The organism is Leptolyngbya sp. Heron Island J, assembly GCF_000482245.1.
GTDB lineage: Bacteria > Cyanobacteriota > Cyanobacteriia > Phormidesmidales > Phormidesmidaceae > Leptothoe.
Genome location: NZ_AWNH01000103.1, coordinates 115,327 through 139,392, shown reverse-complemented (window position 1 = coordinate 139,392; position 24,066 = coordinate 115,327). Strand labels below are relative to the sequence as shown.

At 47.8% G+C, this 24,066-nt stretch carries 22 protein-coding genes; 18 read left to right on the top strand and 4 right to left on the bottom strand.

Translation table 11 applies throughout. The features are described 5' to 3' along the window. Positions 1-137: 137 nt before the first annotated feature. The 6 genes from N836_RS66500 to arsH all read left to right on the top strand — a co-directional run bounded on the left by N836_RS66500 (position 138) and on the right by arsH (position 5,272). Positions 138-905, top strand: a complete 768-nt coding sequence (locus N836_RS66500; protein WP_235071172.1) for a sterol desaturase family protein — start codon at positions 138-140, stop codon at positions 903-905. 151 nt (positions 906-1,056) lie between these two features. Next, positions 1,057-2,301, top strand: coding sequence for an adenylate/guanylate cyclase domain-containing protein (locus N836_RS66495; RefSeq protein ID WP_023075858.1), 1,245 nt, complete (start codon positions 1,057-1,059; stop codon positions 2,299-2,301). Positions 2,302-2,376: 75 nt separating this feature from the next. Then, positions 2,377-2,739 carry an ArsR/SmtB family transcription factor gene (locus N836_RS66490; RefSeq protein WP_023075857.1) on the top strand — a complete coding sequence of 121 codons (363 nt, stop codon included), beginning with the start codon at positions 2,377-2,379 and terminating at the stop codon, positions 2,737-2,739. 102 nt (positions 2,740-2,841) lie between these two features. After that, complete coding sequence (locus N836_RS66485; protein WP_023075856.1) at positions 2,842-3,882, top strand: permease; 1,041 nt, start codon at positions 2,842-2,844, stop codon at positions 3,880-3,882. A gap of 15 nt (positions 3,883-3,897) precedes the next feature. Beyond that, positions 3,898-4,530 (top strand): hypothetical protein, encoded by a 633-nt coding sequence (locus tag N836_RS66480; RefSeq protein ID WP_023075855.1) that lies wholly within the window; start codon positions 3,898-3,900, stop codon positions 4,528-4,530. Positions 4,531-4,627: 97 nt separating this feature from the next. After that, positions 4,628-5,272, top strand: a complete 645-nt coding sequence (gene arsH, locus N836_RS66475) for an arsenical resistance protein ArsH (RefSeq protein ID WP_023075854.1) — start codon at positions 4,628-4,630, stop codon at positions 5,270-5,272. Between the two features lie 187 nt (positions 5,273-5,459). Here arsH and N836_RS66470 read toward each other — a convergent pair whose 3' ends face one another. Further along, on the bottom strand, positions 5,460-5,660 hold the full coding sequence (locus N836_RS66470; RefSeq protein WP_023075853.1) for a hypothetical protein: 201 nt from the start codon (positions 5,658-5,660) through the stop codon (positions 5,460-5,462). A 264-nt stretch (positions 5,661-5,924) separates the two neighbouring features. Between N836_RS66470 and N836_RS66465 the strand changes: the two genes are divergently transcribed. The 7 genes from N836_RS66465 (at position 5,925) to N836_RS66435 (ending at position 16,945) form a co-directional block, all read left to right on the top strand. Then, positions 5,925-8,249, top strand: a complete 2,325-nt coding sequence (locus tag N836_RS66465) for an NACHT domain-containing protein (protein ID WP_023075852.1) — start codon at positions 5,925-5,927, stop codon at positions 8,247-8,249. Between the two features lie 870 nt (positions 8,250-9,119). Beyond that, on the top strand, positions 9,120-10,406 hold the full coding sequence (locus tag N836_RS66460) for a glycosyltransferase family protein (protein WP_235071171.1): 1,287 nt from the start codon (positions 9,120-9,122) through the stop codon (positions 10,404-10,406). Between the two features lie 20 nt (positions 10,407-10,426). Further along, positions 10,427-11,689 carry a glycosyltransferase family 4 protein gene (locus N836_RS66455; protein ID WP_023075850.1) on the top strand — a complete coding sequence of 421 codons (1,263 nt, stop codon included), beginning with the start codon at positions 10,427-10,429 and terminating at the stop codon, positions 11,687-11,689. Positions 11,690-11,758: 69 nt separating this feature from the next. Then, entirely contained in the window at positions 11,759-12,931 is a 1,173-nt protein-coding gene (locus tag N836_RS66450) for a glycosyltransferase family 4 protein (RefSeq protein ID WP_023075849.1), read from the top strand. Positions 12,932-12,989: 58 nt separating this feature from the next. Further along, positions 12,990-14,825, top strand: a complete 1,836-nt coding sequence (locus N836_RS66445) for an ABC transporter ATP-binding protein (RefSeq protein ID WP_023075848.1) — start codon at positions 12,990-12,992, stop codon at positions 14,823-14,825. A gap of 105 nt (positions 14,826-14,930) precedes the next feature. Further along, positions 14,931-16,004 carry a phosphotransferase family protein gene (locus N836_RS66440; RefSeq protein ID WP_023075847.1) on the top strand — a complete coding sequence of 358 codons (1,074 nt, stop codon included), beginning with the start codon at positions 14,931-14,933 and terminating at the stop codon, positions 16,002-16,004. A 164-nt stretch (positions 16,005-16,168) separates the two neighbouring features. Continuing rightward, complete coding sequence (locus N836_RS66435; RefSeq protein ID WP_152532269.1) at positions 16,169-16,945, top strand: hypothetical protein; 777 nt, start codon at positions 16,169-16,171, stop codon at positions 16,943-16,945. A 69-nt stretch (positions 16,946-17,014) separates the two neighbouring features. Here the strand turns inward: N836_RS66435 and N836_RS66430 are convergent, their stop codons facing one another. After that, positions 17,015-18,241 carry a hypothetical protein gene (locus tag N836_RS66430; protein WP_023075845.1) on the bottom strand — a complete coding sequence of 409 codons (1,227 nt, stop codon included), beginning with the start codon at positions 18,239-18,241 and terminating at the stop codon, positions 17,015-17,017. A 306-nt stretch (positions 18,242-18,547) separates the two neighbouring features. On the opposite strand from N836_RS66430, the gene N836_RS0139390 reads away from it, so the two are divergent. After that, the gene (locus N836_RS0139390; RefSeq protein ID WP_152532268.1) at positions 18,548-18,787 is read left to right on the top strand and encodes a hypothetical protein; all 240 of its coding nucleotides are present in this window, start codon (positions 18,548-18,550) and stop codon (positions 18,785-18,787) included. A gap of 111 nt (positions 18,788-18,898) precedes the next feature. After that, positions 18,899-19,417 (top strand): GNAT family N-acetyltransferase, encoded by a 519-nt coding sequence (locus N836_RS66425; protein ID WP_023075843.1) that lies wholly within the window; start codon positions 18,899-18,901, stop codon positions 19,415-19,417. On the opposite strand, the gene N836_RS66420 is transcribed toward N836_RS66425, so the two are convergent. Then, on the bottom strand, positions 19,414-20,298 hold the full coding sequence (locus tag N836_RS66420; protein WP_023075842.1) for a LysR family transcriptional regulator: 885 nt from the start codon (positions 20,296-20,298) through the stop codon (positions 19,414-19,416). The two genes, N836_RS66425 and N836_RS66420, sit on opposite strands and share 4 nt — an antisense overlap. A gap of 219 nt (positions 20,299-20,517) precedes the next feature. Between N836_RS66420 and N836_RS66415 the strand changes: the two genes are divergently transcribed. From N836_RS66415 to N836_RS66405, 3 genes are all read left to right on the top strand, one after another. After that, entirely contained in the window at positions 20,518-21,072 is a 555-nt protein-coding gene (locus N836_RS66415; RefSeq protein ID WP_235071170.1) for a cytochrome P460 family protein, read from the top strand. A 68-nt stretch (positions 21,073-21,140) separates the two neighbouring features. Further along, a complete protein-coding gene (locus N836_RS66410; protein WP_023075840.1) occupies positions 21,141-22,004 on the top strand; it encodes a DUF1349 domain-containing protein in 864 nt (287 codons plus the stop codon). A 33-nt stretch (positions 22,005-22,037) separates the two neighbouring features. Beyond that, positions 22,038-23,369: a beta-propeller fold lactonase family protein gene (locus tag N836_RS66405; protein WP_023075839.1), complete on the top strand. Its 1,332-nt coding sequence runs from the start codon at positions 22,038-22,040 to the stop codon at positions 23,367-23,369. A 61-nt stretch (positions 23,370-23,430) separates the two neighbouring features. Here the strand turns inward: N836_RS66405 and N836_RS66400 are convergent, their stop codons facing one another. Continuing rightward, the gene (locus N836_RS66400; RefSeq protein ID WP_152532266.1) at positions 23,431-23,640 is read right to left on the bottom strand and encodes a hypothetical protein; all 210 of its coding nucleotides are present in this window, start codon (positions 23,638-23,640) and stop codon (positions 23,431-23,433) included. Positions 23,641-24,066: the final 426 nt, after the last annotated feature.

Genomic DNA, 24,066 nt, shown 5'->3' with positions numbered 1-24,066 from the left:
TGTAGCCTGACTAATTTGGCCAAGTTTTGGCCAAAATTTGACCAGTTTTACACACGTTTAGGATGCATAGAATGATCAGCAGCGAACTGCAACTCTTGAAGCATGAATCTATGATTCGATTCAGCTTTTTCCTGACTATGCTGCTTGCAATGAGATTATGGGAAATCATTGCACCCTGTCGTCGCCTCTCAGCGCCCAGACTGATGCGCTGGTTTAGCAATATTGGTTTATTGATTCTAGGCACAATTATTTTGCGAGCTATATTCCCGATAGCTGCGGTAGGGGTAGCCATGTTCGCCGAAAAACAGCAGTGGGGATTGTTTTATACACTTTCTATCCCCTATTGGCAATCTATAGTGTTGACCATCATTGGCTTAGACTTCACGACCTATTGGCAACACGTGATATTTCACAGTTTCCCAGTGCTGTGGCAGCTCCATAAGGTCCACCATGCCGATCTCGATTTTGATGTCACCACAGGGTTCCGCTTTCACCCTCTCGAAATTTTGCTATCCATGGTCGGCAAGATTTTAACAATTCTTCTGCTCGGAACTCCAGTTACTGCTGTTCTTATCTTTGAAGTGCTCCTCAATGCGACCTCCATGTTTAATCATGGGAATGTCCAGCTGCCCAGCAAACTAGAATCTTTACTCCGTTGGATTGTCGTTACTCCAGACATGCATCGGATTCATCATTCTACAATCACCCAGGAAACCGATAGCAATTTTGGCTTTAATCTCCCCTGGTGGGACTATCTATTTGGCACCTATCGGCCTTGGCCCTCCGTCAGCCATCAAAAAATGGCAATTGGCCTGACTGAATATCAAAAAGACTTGCGAGTTGCGCAGCTGCAGTGGATGCTGGTGCTGCCTTTCCTAAAACAACCATCAAATCATAATGCATAACTCTGTTATCGCTGCATTCAGCCGAATCAAAAGGCAGAACGCTAAAATAAGACCTAGGGTTGCAAATTATACACAGGTCATCAAAATATCAGACAGGTATTGCAGTGTATCAAAATCATCAGTGGCTGGCTAATTCGGTAGGCAAAGGACGATGACTCACCTTAGTAGTGCCCGCTCTAGGCCGCCTGCAGCGCAATCGATTCAGACAGCAGTCCACCAGGTGATTGCGAAAGAATCCCTCAACAATGAGCGTAAAGTTGCCTATGTCAAGGTGATTGTCGTACTGATTTCCAGCATTTTAGATGTCTTCGTCTTTTTCTTTCCACAGCGCATCCTGGGTAAAACCTCAGTTCCACCCACCATTGCCCTCATCTCCGTCAGCGCCTGCATCATTTACACCGGATGTCTGATTGCCCTACGTCAGCCTGCTGCCTGGCGTTGGCTCCCCAAGTTACAGATTGCCATTCCGCTATTTGATGGTCTGTTATTGGCCCTCTTTATTAGCAATATTTCAAACGTGCTGGGAGCAACGCAGCCGCAAATTGTTACCAACGTTGCCGCCTTTTGTTGTCTATTAGCGGTATCCGGCGGCATTCGGATTCGACGTCAGGCTTCGGCAATTACCACTGTTTTAGCACTAGCTAACTTTAGCTACGCCATAGTTCTATTTCAACTAAACCTGGGAGTGGGTATTTTTGCCCTCTTCACCATTTTAGGCACCGGCTTGATGAGCATGCTGATCTCTGGCATTGTCCACCGTCAGGGTAAAAACGAAGCAGGTCGTTTACTCATGCAACAGTTCTTGCCTGCTAACGTTGTTGAAGCCGCATTCGAAGCACCTACAGCCCTGGTCCAAGCTCCCATGGCCTTTGATGTCACCATCATGATGACGGATTTACGAGGCTTTACGAACTATGCTGAAAAGCTTGAACCCGCTGCTGTCTTTGAGTCTTTAAACCAGCTCCAGGGGCTGTTGTCCACCGTGGTCAAACAGCATGATGGCTGGGTGAACTCATTTATGGGCGATGGCATGCTGGCAGTATTTGGTGCCCCTACAGTGTTAGCCAACCATGCCGATCGAGCCGTACAGGCAGCCCAAGCAATTTTATCCGAGGTTCAACCCCTCAGCCCTCTACCCATTGGTATTGGCCTACATTCCGGCTCAATTGTCGCTGGCTGCTTGGGCACAGACGGCCATCTAGAATTCTCCGTTATCGGCGATACGGTCAATGTTGCCTCCCGGTTAGAGTCTTTAACCAAAGAGGTAGACTCTTCGATCCTGATTAGCAAAGCCACCCAGCAGCGGCTTAAAAGCCTATCGCTGCAGTCGCTGGGCAAGGTACCTATCCGCGGTCGCGATGAACAGATTGAAGTATTTGTGCTGCCCCCTGGCTAACGGCGGTCTTTACGTTTATCTTGATTTTCCACTGAGGCCCTTGACAATTTCTAGTATTTTGATGATCATCAAAATATGTCAGCTAACCAATCTCGTTCCGTTGAAGAAATTGCCGCTACCTTTGCGGCCCTGGGACAGCCTTCGCGACTTAATATCGTGCGGCTGCTTCTATCGGCCTATCCCAAAGGATTACCAGCAGGCGAAATTCAACGGGAGCTAGGGATTACCGCTCCCACCCTGTCTCACCACTTAGATAAGCTGCGTCAGGTGGGGATTGTCCAAGCAGAGAAAGATCGCCAATGGATTTGGTACAGCGTTCAGTCCAATACCCTCAAATATCTGATTGATTTTCTCTTTGAGGAATGCTGCACCCGGAATCGCGTCGTTAACCCCGACACCCTGGAACTGGCTGAACCTTGTTCTGATCGTCCGGATTGATTTTTGCAACAATTGGTAGGGGCGTTGCATGCAACGCCCCTACCTCCATAAATGGTTTGATTTTTATTTTGATATTTCTCAAAATACCGAAGGGCATCGATCATGACATCAACTGTTCTCAACCGTTTTCATCGCAGTGTCCAAAAGCTAGACAGGGTTTTTATTGCCATTGCCCTGATCATTGTTGTTCTAGCCATTTTCGTACCCGCCCAAGTGACCAGCAGCTTAGGTTTCACGCTAAAAAACCTGGTACTAGTCTCGCCCTTTTTGCTACTGTCCATTGGGATTGCAGCCTATGCCCAGGCCAGCGGTGCCGATAATCTGATTGCCAAGGCATTTCAGGGTCGACTCTCAGCCATGATTGTGGTGGCATCGCTGTTTGGAGCATTTTCTCCCTTTTGCTCCTGTGGAGTCATTCCACTGATTGCCGCCTTACTCTCCATGGGAGTACCAGTCTCAGCCGTAATGTCCTTTTGGCTGGCCTCCCCACTGATGGACCCATCCATGTTTATCCTCACCCTGGGCACATTGGGGCTGCATTTTGCCATTGCTAAAACCCTGGCCACTGTTGCCATTGGCTTACTGGGTGGGTTTGGTACCCTGGCATTGATGAACTCAGGCATAGCAACGGCTGCTTTTAGCAACCCTCTTCGAGAGGGAGCCGGTAACGGTGGCTGCGGGGGTAGTCGCGTACGGAATCCCAAACCTGTGGTGTGGAAATTCTGGCCTGAGGCCGAACGCCGGCAAAAATTCTGGCAGGGAGCAGGTAAAAACGCCTGGTTTCTAGGTAAATGGCTGGCGCTGGCATTTTTACTAGAGAGTTTGATGTTGGTATATGTGCCCAACGCCTGGATTCAGACCATTGCCGGTGATGGCAGCGTCTTGTCCATAGTGGGTGCCGCTTTTGTAGGGATTCCTGCCTATCTGAATGGCTATGCAGCTTTACCACTGGTGGCAGGTCTGGTTGACCAGGGGATGGCTCCAGGGGCTGGTATGGCATTTTTGCTAGCCGGTGGTGCTACTAGTATCCCGGCGATGATTGCAGTCTTTGCCTTAGCTCGTCGTCCAGTTTTTTTGGCCTACCTGGGCTTTGCCTTTATCGGCTCAGTCACAGCCGGTCTAGCCTACAGTATGTTGTTTTAATCTCTCAATCATCCAATGTATCCCTTTTCTGTTTTACCGAATGTTGATCTTCAACCCGGCGATCCAATTGCCGATCAGTGTCTTCAGCGAGGATTGACGACATTTCACCAGGCTTGTCACTGGGTTAAAGCGTTGCCTTATGAAGCAAATTCTAGCAGTGAGGATTCGCTAATCTTATTTAAGGAAGACTGTGGCAACTGCACAACAAAACACGGCGCGATCGCAAGGCTTGCGGCTGCCCACAACCTACCCATCACCAAACATCTAGGTTTCTACCGTCTCAACGACAACATTGTTACCGGGGTCAATGCTATTCTCCGCCCCCATGGTCTCGACTTTATTCCCCAGAGTCATTGCTTTCTGGTCTACGGTGAGTATCGCGTTGATCTAACCGCAGGCAACTGCAATGGCAAAAACAAAACCATCGAAGACTATGACTTTGTCCTTCAGGTAGCTCCCGACCTGACCGAAGCCCAGCACAAGTCCATCTATCTTGAGCACCTACACCGCTATTATGCGATCGCGCCTCAGCTGGCTACCTTGGGTGAAGACAAAGTATTTGAACTGCTGATTAGTTGCGATCGTCAGCTGAAATATCAGTGTTCTATCATGGCCAGCCGTTTAGCCCATGCAGCTGGGCAGCTGTAAAAAATGAAAACCACCCGCTAAACTCTAACGTTTGGTGGATGGTCTTGCATCTCGATCTACTAAACGTTTGTTCTTTCGTTTCCTTTTTAACCCATCCATGACTTTTGATCACAAACCCCGTATTCTCTTTCTCTATGGTTCTCTCCGCGAACGCTCCTACAGTCGTCTGCTGGCAGAAGAAGCGGCCCGTATTATTGAAGATTTTGGGGCCGAAGTGAAGTTCTTTAATCCCCGTGGGTTACCACTCCATGGTGCAGAGCCCGACACCCATCCTAAGGTGCAGGAGCTACGTGAGCTTTCGCTGTGGTCAGAAGGCCAGGTGTGGTCCAGCCCTGAGATGCATGGCAATATTTCAGGGTTAATGAAAACTCAGGTTGACTGGATTCCTCTAAATATGGGTGGCGTTCGACCGACTCAAGGACGAACACTTGCCGTTATGCAGGTATCTGGCGGCTCTCAGTCGTTTAATGCGGTCAATTCAATGCGCATTTTGGGGCGCTGGATGCGGATGTTTACGATTCCTAATCAGTCGTCGGTGGCCAAAGCGTATCAGGAGTTTAATGAGGATGGCACGATGAAGGAGTCTGCTTATCGTGATCGGGTGGTGGATGTGATGGAGGAGCTGTATCGGTTTACGGTGCTGCTGCGGGATAAGGTGGATGAGCTGACTGATCGCCATAGTGAACGTAAGGCAGCAGCAGCGAAGCAGTTAGAAGAAACGGCTAAGAAAGCCCTGAGTTAACCAAGAAGAGGAAAAGCACAAGTATCTCATTCATCATACTTAACTGTAAAAAATGACACACAACACCCTACTTAGCTGAAGCCATGAGTCAAATATTGAGCATAAGTTCTGTGAATAAGGGTTTTATTAACTAAAAGCGACAGATAAAGTCCATAGAGGTGGACCTTATCTGTGTAGTTAGACTCATCTATCGACCAGAGTTTTGATCATCCAGATCATCATCCAATAGCCCGAAGATAGCGGTTGTTCCTGCGACGGCGATCGCGTTTGTAGTTGTGCTGAGCTGCTTTTGAATATCAGTTGGATTCTCAAGACTAGCAAGATGGATGCTGGCAGCAATTGTAGTAGAGGTAGTAATAGCAGCAAAAGCAAGAAGTAGTTTTTTCATAGCGGGTTACCTGTTCAACTTGACCCCAGTATCCAAAATCCTCTCAGTACTTGGTGTTCAGCGATTGTCCAGTGGATGTTCAATGATGTTCAATCCTGTCCACTGCTGTTCGCTCGGCTAGAATGATATGTAGGCTAAACCTGCTGAGTAGCAAGACGAATGGGGCGATCGCGCAAATTAACACTCACTGATTGGACAACAGCGAACAATGCTTTGATGCAGTACTTCGAGGGAAACAAGTCGAAGCTGAGTACTCATGTGGACATGTCCCGCACGACCATCACCAATTTTTTTAACCAGAAGCCAATTGGAGATAGTAGTTTTCGTAAAATCTGCTTTGCACTGCGGTTAAATTGGCAGCAGGTTTCTTCAGGTGAGCCCACCTCAGATTCTTTACAAAACCAACCTTCAGATCCAACTCCATTTGATGAAATTCTGATTGAGCAGGTTAGAGAGCGCTGTCGTCAAAAAATTCTGGAGCGGCATAGCCGGATGCGGTTGCTGAGTGGGGAAGAAATTGGTGTTGATCAGCTTTATGTTGATGTGTGGTTGTTGGAAAAGCCTGAACATCAACATTTCAACACCCCAAAAAGTCTTTTAAGCAACTTTGATATTGAAAATGATCGTTTGGCATTGGGCAAACGCATCCAGCGTAATCCGGGTTTTGAAATTGCAAATAGTACTTCTAAGCTTGTTATCCTAGGCAAACCGGGTTCTGGAAAAACGACATTTCTGAAGCACCTGGCCATGGATTGGTGCAAAGGCAAATTTCAGCCCAAGCAAATTGCTGTCTTGATTGAACTACGTCGGATTCAAGACAGTTATCGGAATATATGGAGTTTAGCTGCACAAGAGCTAGGTCTAGATGATTGGCAACAATTTGCAGAAGTACAGAGAGAAATTGACCAGCTCAAGAACAATCCAGAATTATCAATTGCTAGAAATAAAACAGAAAAAATCGAAGATTTAGAAAAGCAATTAGAATCTTTTCCTTTACATCATTTTTTAGAGCAAGGAAGACTTTTAATCTTAATGGATGGCTTAGATGAAGTGCCAACTGATAAACTTCGACGTGCTGTACAAACTCAAATCAAGCAGGTTTCCCAAAACAAATATTCTAAAGAGAATCGAATTATCTTGACTTGCCGTACTCAAATTATAGGAAAAATCCTAAGCGGTTTTACTTCGGTGGAAGTGGCAGATTTTAGTTCAGAACAAATCAAACAGTTCGTTCGAAATTGGTTCATAGCTAACGGACAGTCTGAAGTCGAAGCAAGCAAACAATGGGAAAAAATTGATCATGCTATAACTAATCAGCCCGATTTGAGAGAATTGGTGGTGACTCCAGTGTTGTTGAATTTGATGTGCTTGATCTTACAAGACACTAGAGAAATACCTTCGGATAGAGGTTGGCTCTACAGCAAAGGGATCAAATTACTACTGAGCCGTTGGAATAACGAGAAAGAAATTGAGGAGTGGGAAATTGGGACTGAAGCGTATCGTCAATTAAGCATTGAAGACAAAGAGGCACTGCTCATTGAGATTGCAGCACGCAAATTTGAAAATCCAAAGAATTTTGTCCTATTTGAGCAAAATGAGCTAGTTAAGCAAATTACTCAAAAATTGCAGTTAGCTAACATACGAGAAGGAACTGCCGTGCTGAAAGCAATTGAAGCTCAGCATGGTTTGCTGATTGAGCGGGCCGATGAGCTGTGGTCGTTTTCTCACCTTACCTTCCAAGAATATTTCACAGTTCAGTGGCTAACTCAGATACCATCTCAACAGCTAGCTGAAAAGATTGCTAACAGACAGTGGCAAGAAGTTATAAAGCAACTTGTGAAATCACAACAACCCGCCGATCGGTTACTCCGCTTGATCAAACAAGCCATTGACCAATCCATAGCTCAAGAACCCGTGCTTCAAACGTTCTTAGATTGGTTACACCAAAAGTCAGGTACGCTCCAAACCGACTATAAGCCTGCAGCAATTCGAGCATTCTATTACTCACTTACCCCCAACCGCGACCGTGACCGTGCTATCAGTTTTACCCGTAACCTCACTCTCGAACTCGCTCGTGACTTCAACCTCAACCTCGACCTCAACCTTACTCGCGACCTTGCTAGCGACCGTAACCTTAGCCTCGACCTCGATCGCTCTCTCGTCCGCACCCTCGCCCGCTCTTTCGTCTGGGACCTTGACGATCTCGACCGAGCTTACGACCTTGCCTGTGACCTCGCTCTCTCGACTGATTTAATTTCTCATCTGCGTCAACTTAAGAACGAATTACCAACATCCAATTCCCAAAAAGATGCTCAATTCTGGTGGTCATTGCATGGAACTCAATGGCTCGAGCGACTTCGGGAGGTAATGATTGAGTATCGAAATATTGGCCATAATTGGCAATTCACTAAAGAACAACAGCAACAACTTCAGCGTTACTACAAGGCCAACAAATTCTTAGTTGACCTGATGAACATTGAAGGGGCGGTTAGTGAGGAGTGTCGCGCTGAAATTGAAGAGGGATTGCTATTGCCCTGGGCAGAACTTCAGCATCGTCAACCTCATCTCTATGGAGAACTGCAGGCATAATACCCTGCTTAAGGATGCTTGACCTACTCAGTTTTTATCTCACACAAGCAAGCACCTACACGCATCTATCGAGTTATCCATAGCCCAGAGAACCTTCATACATACTGCATCAAGAATTATCCAAACGAGGAAGCAATCACAGTTTTATCTTCTGATCAGTTTGATTACATCATCCCATACTGTGAAAGTTTACCCGTGGGTTACTACTCAATTCCTGTTGTCAAATTTCGACCAGGAGTGAGATTTACGGATCGCTACATCCTCCAAATCATCAATGGCTACCCCATTGTGACAGCTATAATTCTGTCATTGACACATGCCTTTACCTATAGACTGTTGCTAAGTGCTAGACTATTCTCAACACTTGTTGAGACTTCTTAAGAATCGGGCCTACATCCCTTAAAACAATAACTTAAAACACGTGGATATGATGGAAGCCACTAAAAAGTTAAATGAATATCTGTTCATAGCCTAAGACTCACTTGCCAATAGGTAGAACCCTTTCAAGACATACATTCTACCTATTAATCATTAGCGTCATGAGACTATAAATTGGGACAAAATACTCTCATAAGTAAAAGCTGTCCTATGATTCCTATCATGATGTGAGAAACCTCTCATAAGACTTTCATCGGATACTTACGCATGGGTGAGACTCTTAAACAAGAGTTAACCCATTCTTAATAAATATCTGATGCTCACCATATGTGCTGCAACGCTAACGCCCTCTACCGCTATGTTTAGACCACAACGGGCCTATTGCCAAAGTGGATGCTGAAAACCACCGCAATAGTTAAGAAAAGTTTAAGTAGCGTTAAACGTAATAGTTAAATTGCGGCTCAGGGTAGCCAGGAGGTCACATTGTTTTTAGTGAACCAGACGAGTAAACAAGTTTCAACCGTCTTCTTGCAATCAAAGCGTCACCGATCATCTCTCAATCGACGTTGGCGCATCGCCTTATACTCCCATGACACCATGGGTCTAGGCCATAAGCGACGTAATCTGCTGATCGCTCAAACGCTAGGAGCATCCAAACTAAATGCGGACATTCTGCTAATTAGCGGCATGCGGGATGCCAGTGATTTACCCACACCTGATGGCGTAGACAGCATTACCTTACCGGCCTTACACAAGCGGGCTGATGGACAATACGAGGCCCGCCGTATGGGTATGGACTTAGAGGATATCATTCGGTTGCGATCGCAAATTATCCTCACGACCATCCAAAACTTTCACCCAGACGTATTTATTGTCGACAACGTCCCCCGAGGCGCTGTCAGAGAACTAGACGCCACCCTGGAGTATGTACGGCTGTCTAACCGGCAGGAACCGTCACACCCAATCCGCTGTATTCTCGGTCTACGGGATGTGTTAGACACCCCCGCTAAAGTAAAAAAAGACTGGCAACGGGACGACAATATAGAGGCTATCCGGCGTTACTATGACACCATTTGGGTTTACGGAGACCCCAACATTTATGACCTACGCCAAGAATATCGACTTCCCTTCGACATCAGCACCAAACTACGCCCCCTAGGATATCTTGACCAGCGCGCCCGGCTAAACTACGTCAACCCGGCTGTGCAGGCCACTCTAGAACGGCTAGCCCTACCAGCAGATAACGACATTGTTCTTTGCGTGGTGGGCGGCGGACAGGACGGAGCTGCCTTAGCCACAGCGTTTGCTCGGGCTACCTTGCCAGCTAATACAACCGGTATTTTGTTGACTGGCCCCTTTATGCCTACCAACATCCAGCAGTATCTCTATGGCCAGGCTGAGCAAAACCCACAGCTACGCATTGTCGACTATATTGAAGAGCCAACATTGCTAATAGAACGGGCTAGCCGGGTAATCTCCATGGGAGGCTATAATACCACCTGTGAGATTCTCTCTTTCCAGAAACCAGCTCTGATTATTCCCCGTGTTACCCCACGGCTAGAACAGTGGATTCGAGCGAAGCATCTCGAACAGCAGGGTCTGGTGGATGTTCTACATCCCAAAACATTGAGCGCTCAGGCCTTAAACCATTGGTTACACCAACCCATCACCAAATCTCAAAAGAATACCTCTATTAATCTCAATGGCTTAGACAATCTGCTCATCGAGCTACAGAAACAGCCGATGATGGCCCAGATGTCATGGCCCCATGTTTCCTAACCCCACATTTTTGCAAACCTATGATTCCTTCTAAACCTATGCGCATTGGTTATGTTGTCAAACGCTATCCTCGCTACTCCGAGACATTTATTGTCAATGAAATTCTGGCCCATGAAGCGGCTGGGACTGACATTCATATCTTTGCTCTGCGCCCACCGGAAGATACTCATTTTCAGGATAAAATCTCCCAGGTGCGCGCCCCGGTCACCTATTTGCGTAAACCTACCCAGGGAAGAGTAACCTCCTCTCTCATTACCTTGTCACCGACTCCAGCCAGCTATTTTTGGGCAGAGCTCCAGGAAACGGCTAGCGTGATTCCTGATATTTGGACTAAGTTAGAGTATGCCATCGGAGAACGCTCTAGTGTAGTTTATCAGGCGGTATGGCTAGCCCAAGAGATTCGACGACGAGAGATTACCCATCTCCATGCCCATTTTGGTACCGTAGCCACTAATGTGGCGCGACTGGCGGCTTACTTTGCTGGGGTGCCCTATACCTTTACCGCCCATGCCAAGGATATTTTCCATGAGAGTGTGAATCCAGAAGATCTGCGTCGTAAGTTGCGAGCTGCATCCACGGTAGTGACCGTCAGTGATTACAGTGTGGCCTATCTGCAGGAACAGTTTGGCCAAGATGCCAGAAAAGTGCAGCGGATTTACAACGGCATGGATCTCAGTGAGTTACAGTTTCGTTTACCCACTCAGCGGGCACCGAAGATTTTATCTGTCTGCCGACTGGTGGAGAAAAAAGGACTCTCTTACCTGATTGATGCTTGCGCAATGTTGCGCCAGTGGGGGTGTGAGTTTACTTGCCAGATTGTCGGCACGGGAAATTTAGGGAGAGATTTGCGATCGCAAATCCAGGCCCTCAACCTGGATGACTGGATCGAACTCATCGGGCCTCGCCCTCAACGAGAAGTTTTTGAACTGATGCAAAATGCCGCCGTATTTGCAGCCCCCTATATCATTGGCAAAGACGGCAACCGGGATGGATTACCCACCGCATTATTAGAAGCCATGGCCCTGGGCACCCCCTGCGTCGCCACCGACGTTACTGGTATCCCCGAAATTATTCAAGACGGCGAAACTGGCCTCCAAGTAGCCCAGCGAGATGTCACCACATTGGCCCAGGCTCTGCAAAAACTACTCACGTCATCGACACTGCGCGAGCGTGTAGCCAGCCAAGCCCGTGAACTCGTAGAAACTGAGTTTGACATCACCCAGAATGCCGCTGTCCTGCGCACGCTTTTCCAGCATCACAACCAGGCGGTCAAAGCTTATTAGTTGTAAGGGAGTAGGGAGCACGCTGCATTCCCCACTCCTCTCCACAATCAAAACATCAGGAGACCCCCCATGCGAATTGCCTACATCTGTGCCGACCCCGGCATCCCTATCTTTGGTCAAAAAGGTTGTTCTATTCATGTGCAGGAAGTGATCCGGGCATTACGCCACCAGGGAGCCCATGTGGAACTGTTTGCCGTACGCTGTGACGACCCACCTCCCGAAGATCTAGCCGATCTAACCATTCATCGGCTACCCCCTATTCCCAAGCTCGACCGAGCGGTGCGCGAGCAGGCTGCTCTCTCTACCAATGACGACTTATGGAGAGAACTAGAGCAAGCGGGTCAATTTGATCTGTTTTATGAACGCTACTCTCTTTGGAGCTATAGCGCTATGGAACTGGCTCAGCAGCAGCATATTCCTGGCATACTGGAGGTCAATGCGCCCCTGATTGAAGAACAGGCTCAGTATCGAGGTCTAATCCATCAGGACGACGCGGAACAAGTAGCACGCAGAGCTTTCCAGGCAGCTAGTCAACTAATCGCTGTTTCCCAGGGAGTCAAACACTATCTCACCAATTGGGTAGACGCAGAAAAGGTGCAGGTGATTCCCAATGGTGTTAATGAGTACCGCTTTAGTCAGAACATTCAGCCGACAATCCCTAAAGAGGCTGATACTTTTACTGTCGGTTTTGTCGGTTCGCTGAAACCCTGGCATGGTCTCTCTCATCTTGTCAATGCCTTTAGTCGGCTACACGAGCGGTTACCCCAGAGCCGTTTGCTGATTGTTGGTGACGGACCTCAGCGCAAGGATATGGAGGCAGAATTAACCCGTCAGGGGTTACAGTCTGTGGTTCACTTTACGGGGGCCGTCTCCCCTGAACAGATTCCTGGACTCTTAGCCTCAATGGATACGGCAGTTGCCCCCTATCCAGACAATACTGACTTTTATTTCTCACCCCTCAAGGTGGTGGAATACATGGCAGCTGGATTACCGGTCGTCGTCAGCCGCATAGGACAGCTCACCTATTTGGTGGATGATAACGTCACCGGATTACTGTGCTCACCGGGAGATGAAGCCGCCCTGGCGACTGCTCTAGAGCGACTTTGGCAATCGCCCACTCTAAGAGAATGTCTGGGACTGATGGCCCGACAACACATTTTGACGCATCACACCTGGAATGGTGTGGCAAGACAGATTATTGCGATCGCCCAAAGTCACTCCGAGCTCCCTGTTTACGGTTAACCCCAATTACAACCATCCCAGTACGGGCGCAGGCCCTGCGCTCGTATGCATAAATCCTATGAAACAATCAACCTCTATTTCCCAGACAGCACCAGGGCTATGGCGAGTCCTGTGTGCCTTTTGGCCCTACGTACAACAGCAGTGGTCGCTGCTGTTGGTGTCCGGCATTGCTCTGCTGGCTGATGTTGGCCTGCGGGTATTAGAGCCCTGGCCCCTGAAAATTGTCTTTGACTATGTTCTCATTCCGGTCAACGATGCAGAGACCACAGATCTATTCGGTCAGGCTAATCTTGACCCTATTATCCTGCTCACCATAGCAGTACTGAGTATTGTTAGCGTCACTGGATTGCGTGCCATTGCAGGCTACTGGAGTACGGTCAGTCTCGCCATCTTGGGCAGTCGCGTCATGGCTCAGGTGCGCAATCGTCTTTATCGCCACTTGCAGCGTCTATCCTTGGACTACCACAGCAAAGCCCGCAGTGGTGACCTGATTGTGCGCGTCAGCAGCGATGCTAATCGATTACAGGAAATTTTGCTAACCGCTGCCTTACCGTTGGTGGTCAGTGTCTTAACCTTGGCCAGCATGATTGGGGTGATGGCATGGTTAGATTTTAAGCTCACCCTGCTATCCCTGGTCACATTTCCCTTATTTGGGTTTGCAGCCACCCGCCTGAGTCGCCGGATTCGCAGTGCCTCCTTACAACAACGTCAGCGGGAGGGGGCCGTTGCTGCGACTGCTGCCGAATCGCTCTCCGCCATCAAACTGGTACAGGCATTATCTCTAGAAGATGCCTTTGCTGATGTGTTTGACCAACAAAATCGCAGTAGTCTGGCCGAGAGTGTGGAGACCAAACGACTGGCCGCCAACCTGGAGCGGACGGTGGATGTGTTAATTGCTCTTGGAACCGCCTTAGTGCTCTGGTATGGAGCCCGGCTAGTGATTCAAGATGCGCTGTCTCCCGGCGATGTGCTGGTGTTTTTGACCTACTTAAAGAATGCATTTAAGCCGGTGCAAAACTTTGCTAAATACACGGGGCGGTTATCCAAAGCAGCGGCGTCAGGCGAGCGGATTTTGAATGTATTGGAACAAAAACCAGATGTTTGCGATCGCACCGATGCCACCCCAGCCCCCATCTTCAAAGGTTCTGTCCAGCTGCAAAACCTGCACTTTGCCTATACCCCTGACCAGGAAATCCTGAAAGGGATTAACCTCTCGGTGCAACCAGGGCAACAGATTGCCCTCGTCGGTCCCTCCGGCAGTGGTAAGTCTACCTTGATGAGTTTGTTGTTGCGGCTTTATGACCCCACCGCTGGCCAACTTAAAATAGATGGGCAGGATATTCGTGACTACACGCTAGAGAGCCTGCGCCCCCAAATCAGCGTCGTCTTGCAAGATAGCCTATTGTTTGCTGCTACCATTCGAGAGAATATTGCCTATGGCATTGCCGGTGCTAGCGATCGGGAGATTGAAGCGGCGGCCCGTCTTGCCAATGCCCATCAGTTCATTATGGCGCTGCCCCGGGGCTACGATACGGTGGTGGGCGAACGAGGTAGCACCCTGTCTGGCGGTCAGCGGCAGCGAGTTGCGATCGCTCGTGCTGCCATGCGGCGCACCCCCATTTTGATCCTTGATGAACCCACTAGCGGTCTTGATAACGCCAGCGAACAGGCTGTGGCTGAAGCCCTGCGCCGCCTCGCTCAGAACCGCACTACATTTCTGATTACCCACGATCTGCATTTAGCCACCCCTGCTGATCAGATTCTCTATATGGAACAGGGACAGGTGGTAGAACAGGGCAACCATAGCGAGCTAATGAGAAAAAATGGTCCCTATGCCACTCTCTTTAGGATGCAGTCCGCTATTCAAGATGATGTGATTTTGTCACATTGTTGATGATTTCGCCTGGCCATTGGCTAAGCACAAGGTCAGCATCTATCACATTGTTTTTTACCTAGAAATTGGGCAGGCACAAGGCCAGCCCCTACCGTAATATCTTGTATGCCAACTATCAATCGCTCTAATCACCGTATCGATCCTAAGATTCCTTTTCTTGAAACTGCTCTGAATCTTCAGCAGGCCAAACACCGACTCTGCACAGTTATCCCGAATGTCCAGCGGATAACAGCAGCCAACCTGGTGCGGCATAAATTGGGTCGCCGTGCCCTAATCGAGTATCACATTGAGACCCATAGTGGCCCCCTCACCCTGCTGGGTAAAATCCGTGCCAAGGGGACTGACTACACCAGCTATCACCTTCAGCAAGCGCTGTGGAATCAGGGGTTTGATGACAACAGTCCAGACGGTTACTCAGTGCCTGAACCCGTAGGCGTTATTCCTGGCTGGCGGATGTGGCTCCAGCGCAAGGTGCCGGGCATTGCTGTTACCGAGCTGTTGCCCACTAACGATGGGGTGGCCATTTGTCACCGCATTGCCGGTCTGGCCCACAAACTGCATGGCATCCCCATGCCTACAGCTAAACAACAAACGCTCACTGATGAACTGAATATTCTCCATGCCCGCTTACCTCGGGTTGCTCAAAAATATCCCCACTGGCAAACTCCCATTGAGAACATCTTAGACGCTTGCAATCAAATAGTTGCCCATCATCCAGCCGCTGATTACACTACACCTGTGGTAGGCATCCATCGTGACTTTTATGGCGATCAGGTGTTGGTAGACTGCGAACTGATAAGTCAGCGCTGGCGCTATCGCATCTGGCTCGTCGACCTGGACCTTTATTGCCAGGGACACCCAGCCCTGGATATCGGTAACTTTATTGCTCACATCACAGAACAAAGCTTACGGGAGACTGGTAATCCTAATGCGATGGCAGATCGAGAAACGGCATTACGAGAGACGTTTATCAATACCTTCTCCATCCCTGGCTTATCGGCTGAGAACCTACGCTATGAGATTGAGCGATACACCCTTTTAACCTTGGTGCGCCATATCCATATCAGCACTCGTATTGCCACACGAAATCACTGTACTGAATTACTTTTAGCCCTCTGTGAAACTCGCTTAAAAAGCTTCATGAAATGCTATTCTCTTACAAAAAATCCCATGAATTAACAAAACTATCAATTATGCCGTTACTGCTTTAGAGAATGAACCGATCTGTTAGAAATGCCATATATCAGCATCTTTGCAGATAAAAACATAGTTCGGATCAGCAACGCCTCAATTATTGCTTCACGACTTAGCATTACTCATATTTCTTATCCAAAAGCTCTTCCATGATTCCAACAAGAAAGAATTTACTTTATTCCCTCTACATACAATTTAGAGAGAATTTGCCATTAATCGGATTAATTGCAGCCATCTCCACTATTTTCTTAGGCAAAGTAGTCTTCTTTCATCTCTGGCATGACGTTCCCATCGCTCAGCTCACCAGGGATATAACAGCTATCGGTGGCATTCCTGCCTATGCCGGTTTTCTTTCTCAAATCGGTCTCTTCTGCTGGGCTGCCGCAGCAATGCTATGTTTTTTTAGCGCTATCGTTATTGAAAACCATAGAATTCATCAACAGATCAGGCAGTTTTTGTTTGCTTCAATGTTTCTCACATTAGTCCTGGGTCTTGATGACGCCTTCTTACTCCATGAAACTGTTTTACCCGCGTTGGGCATACCAGAAAGAGTTACCTATGCTAGCTATGGCGGGTTACTGCTTTTTTACCTATTTAGATTCCATCGACTGATTCTCAAGATGGGCTACCCATTGATAGCGATCTCACTCGTCTTCTTTGGCCTTTCCTATACATTAGATTTTGTATTAGATATAGCGTATCTCTCTGCTCCAATCCCACTCCTGGCCTCAGGACGACTCTCCTATCTGCTTGAAGATGGTGCAAAATTCACCGGGATTATCAGCTGGCTGGTTTATTGCTTCCAAATTGGCAAATACTCAATTAGGGCCAGTGCAGCCAAATCAAATATTGGGCTGCACCACTATTCCAGTGATATTTCAACACAACAAGCAACACACAAGGTACACATTCCTCAAGATCGTTAACAATTGCACTTTTAGTCCAACTCTTTTGTCATCCCATTAACTTTCTTGAGTACACGGCTGAGCAACTCATCACCTAGTCGCCATAGGTTGGCCACAATGATAACAGTAGGGCAAATACTTGTATGTGGGCTGATGACAGTGATTGCACTCCTGGTGCTGATGATAGCCACAGTGTGGACAATGGCTATCGTGGGCCTGGAGCTTTTTGGCGCACTTAATGCAGCGTGACTTTTGTATGCGGCCTGCCGCTTGAAGTTTAGGGTTAAAGATAAACCGTTGAGCAAACTTGATCACACCAAAGCCCAGCAGCGGAATCAGCAAAATGTAAATGTAGCTGACCAAAAACAGCAGTCTACCAAATAGGACAGTGACAATGTTAAAGACAGCGGTAAACAAGACTCCCATCTGCATAAACTCAAAGGCTTTGAGAATTAATGGGATAAAAAAGATGACCAGGAGATGCCAGCTAATTAGGGCAATGAGGCCATAGCGTTTACGCTGGGCGATAGTGTAAACGCCAAAGGCGACCAAAATCAGAGGCACTAGGAAAACTGCCTGAAAAGCTAGCTGAATACTGGGATACCAGAAACTGGCTCTGTCATACCCCTGCTCAACGGTTTGAAATGCAGCATTTTGGTTGAGGAGGGTGAGAAAAGCTGCACTTTCTGGATTTGATAGGAGTTCATCCTTCAGGGTTGTAATTTCTGCTTTGAGGGCCGTAATCTGAGCCTCATTCTCTGTTAGTGTCGCCTTGGCCTGGTCGGCACTGGTTAGATTAATGGATTGCTCACGGGGTTGTTCTGCAATTTCTTCTAGGAGCGTAGAGTCATACTGCTGGCGGATGGTGCGATTTGTATTTTCTAGAGTTGCGATCGCATCTTCCTTCTCGCTCAACTGCTCCAATCGGTTAGTATTGTCCGACTGTTTAATGGCATCCTTGGCATCCGCATACTGCAAACAGAGATCGCTTACTTCCCCTAAGCGATCAATCGCTGCTCGCTCATACTGGGGTTTTAAACCAACATTGTTTTGATCAGCTGCCCAGCGAACCAGATTAAAGTCTTTATCCTCAGCCGTCTGAACACGATAGCTATCCCACTCGGCATAGCAAGGATAAGCCTCAGCAGGAGACATATACCATTGACCAACATCATTTAAACCAATAAACACATTGGTCAAAATAAAAATATCGATCAGGATAACGACTACCAGGCTAACTTTATTTAGCGGTTCATTATTAAGGGTGCGGGAGCGGTGAAAAAACCGCCGCAGGGAACGACAGAATCTATAAAACATGGAACTATCAGGCACGAAGCCCCTTAGATGTGCATCTGCCACATTGTGTCACTGGTACCAATGCATCTTCCATGAGCATCTTGCAGCCAACAGAACTCAGCATGATGCAATCGGTAGAGAGCGAAGCTGACCGAAATAATAGGAAGTAGCGCCCTTAAAATCTAGCAGTAAACCGTATAAGTTCTGTGAATGGACAGGATCTTAAGCCAAAATGATAGCTAAAATCTGGGTTCAAGTTTCGCGGCAATTACTTGACGCAATTACTTGACGTTGACGAGCAAATGATAGTTTGGAGAAACGAGAGGGTTGAATAAACCCATTAGCTATGGTCGCACTGTAACTATGTTGATGAGTGAAAACGGCGGTTTTCGAATAGCGTTCTCTAGCAGTCCTGACTTTAAATCTCCTGATACGCACAACTATTTGCTTGAAAAACGAGGGGATTTTATTGCTTGGGGTGCAAATTTATACCATCAAGCATTTGTTGAGCGTGAAAGCACAACGCTGACAATTCGTTGGGAGCCAACCCAGGGGCTATCACATTAGCATTATCCATAGATTTTATTTACAAATAGCTCTGGTCACGCATCTGTTTGTTAAGCTTCAGGCTAAACTATTCCATAAAACTGAAGAATACTCTTGTTGAGCCACTCGACTATGGAGCCGATTAACACTGCAAGATTACAAATTCGCGAGTTTATCTCTGCAGACGTTGATCCTTTTGTCAGCTTTATGACAGAGCCTGAATCGACAAGATTTCTAACATTTACAAATGAACAAACAACTAGTGAGGGAGCTAAAAGCCTAATTGAGTTGACGATTGCTTCTTATAGTTCTGAGCAGCCGATGCTTGCGTTTGCGGTTGAAGAACAGGCTAGCAAACGGTTTGTCGGGTTTTGTGGCTTGAACCCTCATGATGATGCAACGGTCGAGGTGATGTATGCGGTGATGCCGGAGGCAAGGGGACAGGGCTACGGGACGGAGATTGCGATCGCAATCTCCCAATACGCCCTCAACGCATTAGGCTATCATCGAGTCATTGCCCCCATTTCACCCACGCATCAATCTTCGCAAAGTGTTGCCAAAAAAGCCGGGTTCAAAGACCATGGCCTTGTGAAAATGCCAAGCCTCCCAGACAAAGCACACCTGTTTGTTCTTGAGGGAGCAACACGCTAATCATGGGTGACCTGCTCAACGACCTCTAAAAACTCTTCAATTACCGGAGATACCTGCTGTCGTCGCCAGGCAACGGCTAGCTGCAGTTCTAAAAAGTCATCGACGAGTGAACAATAAGAAACGCCGGATAAACCAACTTTTTGCAGACTTTCTGGTACATATGTAATGCCAGTGCCAGCAGCAACAAGACCAACGCGGGTTTGATGTTTACTGTCACGATAAACAATATTAGGCTCAAATCCAGCCTTTCTGCACAGGGCTAGAAATTGGTCATATAACACCGGTCCCTCATGGCGTGGATGTACGATAAACGGCTCGGCTGCCAGGGATTTTAGCGATAGCTGGTGTTGTCTGGCCAGGGCATGACCTTCGGGTAGGGCAATTAAGAGTCTTTCGCCCTGCAGCGGATATAGATTTAGAAAAGATGCTTCTAAGGGTGGATGGAGAAAACCAATATCGATCGTCTCTTTTCTCAGACCATTCACTTGGTCAAGGGTACAAATCTCGCTCATGGCTAATTTGACGTCGGGATAGCGATCGCGAAAATTCCGCAAAATATCCGGCAGTACCGTGTGCATCGATGAGGGCGTAAAGGCAATCCGCAGCGAACCGACTTCTCCTCGATCAATGCGCTGCGCCAGCTGGACCGCTGCATCCAACTGCTGTAATGCTTTGCGAACTTCGACTAAGAATGCAGTCCCCGCTTCAGTTAGCTCTACCGTGCGTTTTGTCCGATAGAGTAGCGTTACCCCCATTTCTGCTTCCAGCCTGTGAATCTGCCTGCTCAGGGCAGGCTGAGTAATCTGTAGACGAGCAGCGGCCCGACCAAAGTGGAGTTCCTCGGCAAGGGTGACAAAATACTGAAAGGCGTGAAGCTTCATAGTAATAACTTTATGTTATTAATACTGTCCTAAAAAGCATTGGACAGTATTATTCTCACCTGTTTATGGTGGGATACATCCCCTGTTTCTGCAAAATTTATGTCAGTCCTGTCTAACTGTTATGCAAGGTGACACATGATGCCACGTTCAAGATGGATTTCAGGATTGGTTCTTTTTTTGATGTCGGTTGGCGTTGCGATAGCGATCAGTTCGCTAACTATGCCTGATCAGAACATAAGCTATCCCCACAGTTCCGCGTCCGATACGATCACAGCATCTGGCTACACACCTGGCCCAGCAGCGTCGGGGGCTGGTCTCATCCAGTTTCCTACCGCTTATCAACAGCAGTTTGTCCAGTATGCAACCGTCGATTGCCCTAATAGCAACATTGTTAGAAAGATGTACGTCAATCGTCCATCCCTTGAGGCGCTTGCCACCAGTAAAACAGTACCCAGCGGTACTGTGATTGTGATGGAAACTCACTCTGCCCAACAGGGCAACAATAAACATCTGACCCCCACAGGATTAAACAATGTGTTTATTCGAGAAAAGCGGAGCGGTTGGCGGGTTAATGCCGACAGCGGTGAATGGCGCTCAGCCTGGTTCAGCCCTGCTGGCAGGCTGGTTTCCAGTAGTCAAGGGTCCTGTATTAGCTGTCATACTATGGTTCGCGATCGCGACTATTTGTTTACCCTGCCAGCACTGCTAACGGCAGCGAGAACAAACCAGGTGCAACACCAGACAACAGAATTTGGCACCTCTGTCTGTCGATAGTACTCATTTAACAATACACAGGAAATTCTATGAGACGTTTTATTTTCCTTATTTTAGGAGGAATTATCATGGCCGGTTCTGCGGGCAGCCCAATGCCAGAGATGGTAGCTGCCGAAGTTGAAGAGCATCAAGACGACTTGCGATCGCTATCGACTCGCTTTGATCACCCACAGGCACTTCAAGGCTGGCAAGAATTTCAAGTGGAGGGATGGGTGCCGAAGTGGGAGCCTCCTAGCATCGAGAATGACAGTTTAATGCTACGACCCAGATCCTCCGGCTGGTTTGAAGATAATACAGCGGGTCATCTTTATCGTCAGGTAACTGGAGATTTTATCGTTACAACCCACATCAGAGTAGACGGCACTCAAAGCCCTATGCCGCAGCGCTCATTCTCCTTGGCAGGTCTATTTATTCGAGCACCACGGGCAATCACCCCCGCGAACTGGACACCCAATCAAGAAAACTGGCTATTCTTTAGTGTTGGCACCGCTTTTCCAGCTGGTCAATCACAGTTTGAAGTCAAATCGACCTACAACAGTCTTTCCACATTAAAAATTTCCGATGCGCCAGAGGGCTGGGTCCGATTGCGGATTGGTCGTTCTGGTGAACTTTTCACGCTGTTATATCAAGCCGAAAACTCTAGGGAATGGCAAGTTCTTGACCAGTTTATTCGCCCTGACTTGCCCGAAACGCTCAACGTAGGTTTAACCGCCTATGCTGATTGGGATTCGTTAGCTCCAGATTATCCCAACTATCAGGAATACAATGAACAGGGAGCATCAGAGCAAAGTGCAGATTTAGTAGCCTATGTCGAATCAATTGATTTTCGTCGACCCAGCACGCCCCGTTTTCCCCTAGCAACCCTTGACCCAAGGGTTTCTTTTAATCCTCAACTTTCAGAAACAAGGCTGAGAGAGCTTATGAGTAACTAGTTCAGGTGTTAGTGTTGTTTTTGATTTTCAATAATGCTTACCGTAAAGCGAATTGCTGCCGTTTTGGCAGGGCTTGCCGCCGCTGTGACGGTTGCCTACAGCCAACCAGTAAATGCCCAAAAACCCCCAGATTTTCAAGGTCGATACATTGCTGCCATATCTGATGGTGATATGCGTGCCTATGCTTATATCGACGGACAGCTGGGGGAACCACGAGGACCTGATCAGCTTTCATTAGTAACACTACCGCTGCCCGCTGCGCCTGAACTGACCAGCACAATTGAAGTCTCTAATTCTGTTATCAATCCTGTTTACAGTCTGGTGGCTTCTCAAGATGGCAACACTATTTTTGTGGCTGAAACCAAGCAACAGCGAGAGCTGGACGATCAGCTGATTAGCGATCTTGATCTGGGTACAACCCTACGCGCAGTTGACGTATCGGACCTCTCAAACCCAACGGTAATCGCGGCAGTAGAGGTAGGTATTGATCCTCAAGGAGTTGCCCTCGATGCCAGCGGTACCACACTGGCCCTGGCAACTAAAGACCCAGATGCCCCACCGACGTTTGTTACGTTTACCAATGGTCGCTTTGGTGAGCCAGTCCAGCTAACGATGCAGGACTTCTCACCCATAGCAGAGTTACCGGACGGTGGCATGCTACCCCATCATGTAGAATGGCATCCTACGGCAGATATTATCGCGGTCAATGCCAATTTTCGAGGCCAGGTGCAATTCTTTAAAGTTACTCGCGATGCTGATGGTAATGTTCAAGATGTAATGCCCTGGGGTAACCGCGTTGTCACCTCTAAATGGCCAATGTCTGGCAAGTTTTCTCCCGACGGCAGTTTTTATGTAACCAATGATTTGCAGTGGGGACCCGACGTTAAGGGCTTTTATATCAACGCGCCGCCATCCCAACTCACCGTGATTGAGATGGCTCCGCTCGATGAAACTGAGACAGCTCAGCATTTTGTCGTGGGAGGTGTTTCTTTACCAAGACATGCTGAGAGTATCGCCTTCTCCAACGATGGTACTCTCATTGCTACCAGTAATATTGGTCAGACATGGCTTTCTCCTGATGAACCAGGCTACAGCCAATCGTCGCTGTCTCTGATTCAGTTTGACCCTATAAGCGGTCAGATGACTAAGACGGGCGACTGGACATTTGATGGCATTCTCCCGGAAGGGATTGCCTTTGATGCGTCTGATCGGTATGTTGTCGCAGGGGTGTTTGAATATGAGACACCAGAACCACGGCGCGGAGCATTAGAGTTTTGGCGTGTGATTAATGGCACCAGCTTAGAGCGAACAGATTATAGAATAGAAACCGGACCTGGTGCCCACTCACTGATAGTCGTTAACTAGTATGGGCAATAGCTTTCACCTAAGTCTCAAAAGTGGCATGGCAGGATAAACTGTTGAAACATTATTCACTGCCCACTGTTTCAGCATCCAGCATCAGGAGAAATTTGCCTTGCACCCAGCCCTCGGTGTAGGGCTCATTGTCTAATCGAATATGGTTCCAGGCCGTGCTTTGATCGGCCTCAGGTAAAAAGCTGGCTAATTGCTCCATGATAGTGACAGAATCACCGTTGACACCATAGCCAACATTGGGCTGGTTAGGTGCCGGCCGCAAATAAATCGGAATCGGTGCCCTTGCTTTTGGCCCCACCAGCGTAGCGGTCTTTTCTATGGTCTGGCTACCTTGAGCTCCAAGGCCCAGCTCAGTTGAGGGTAAATGACCAGGTTAATCAGGACTGCGACACAAATTACCACATTTAAGAATCGCTGCTGGGTAGTCATCAATAACGCATAACATTCGACACATACTACTAGTATTGCCTGGTTTGACTACTTTACGTAACGTTGCATTGCTTAACTTCACTAGATCTGACGGCCCAACCAAGCTGATAGCCCCTCGGTTTTGTCAGCGCCTGACAGGGTTTGTCAGTAAAGGGAAAACAGCCAAAATCTAAAGGAATATGCATAGAAATCCAACCATCGCCAGCTCTTAAAACATACTGGTGAGCTGTAGGCACAGTCGATTGAAGACAGTGGCCGT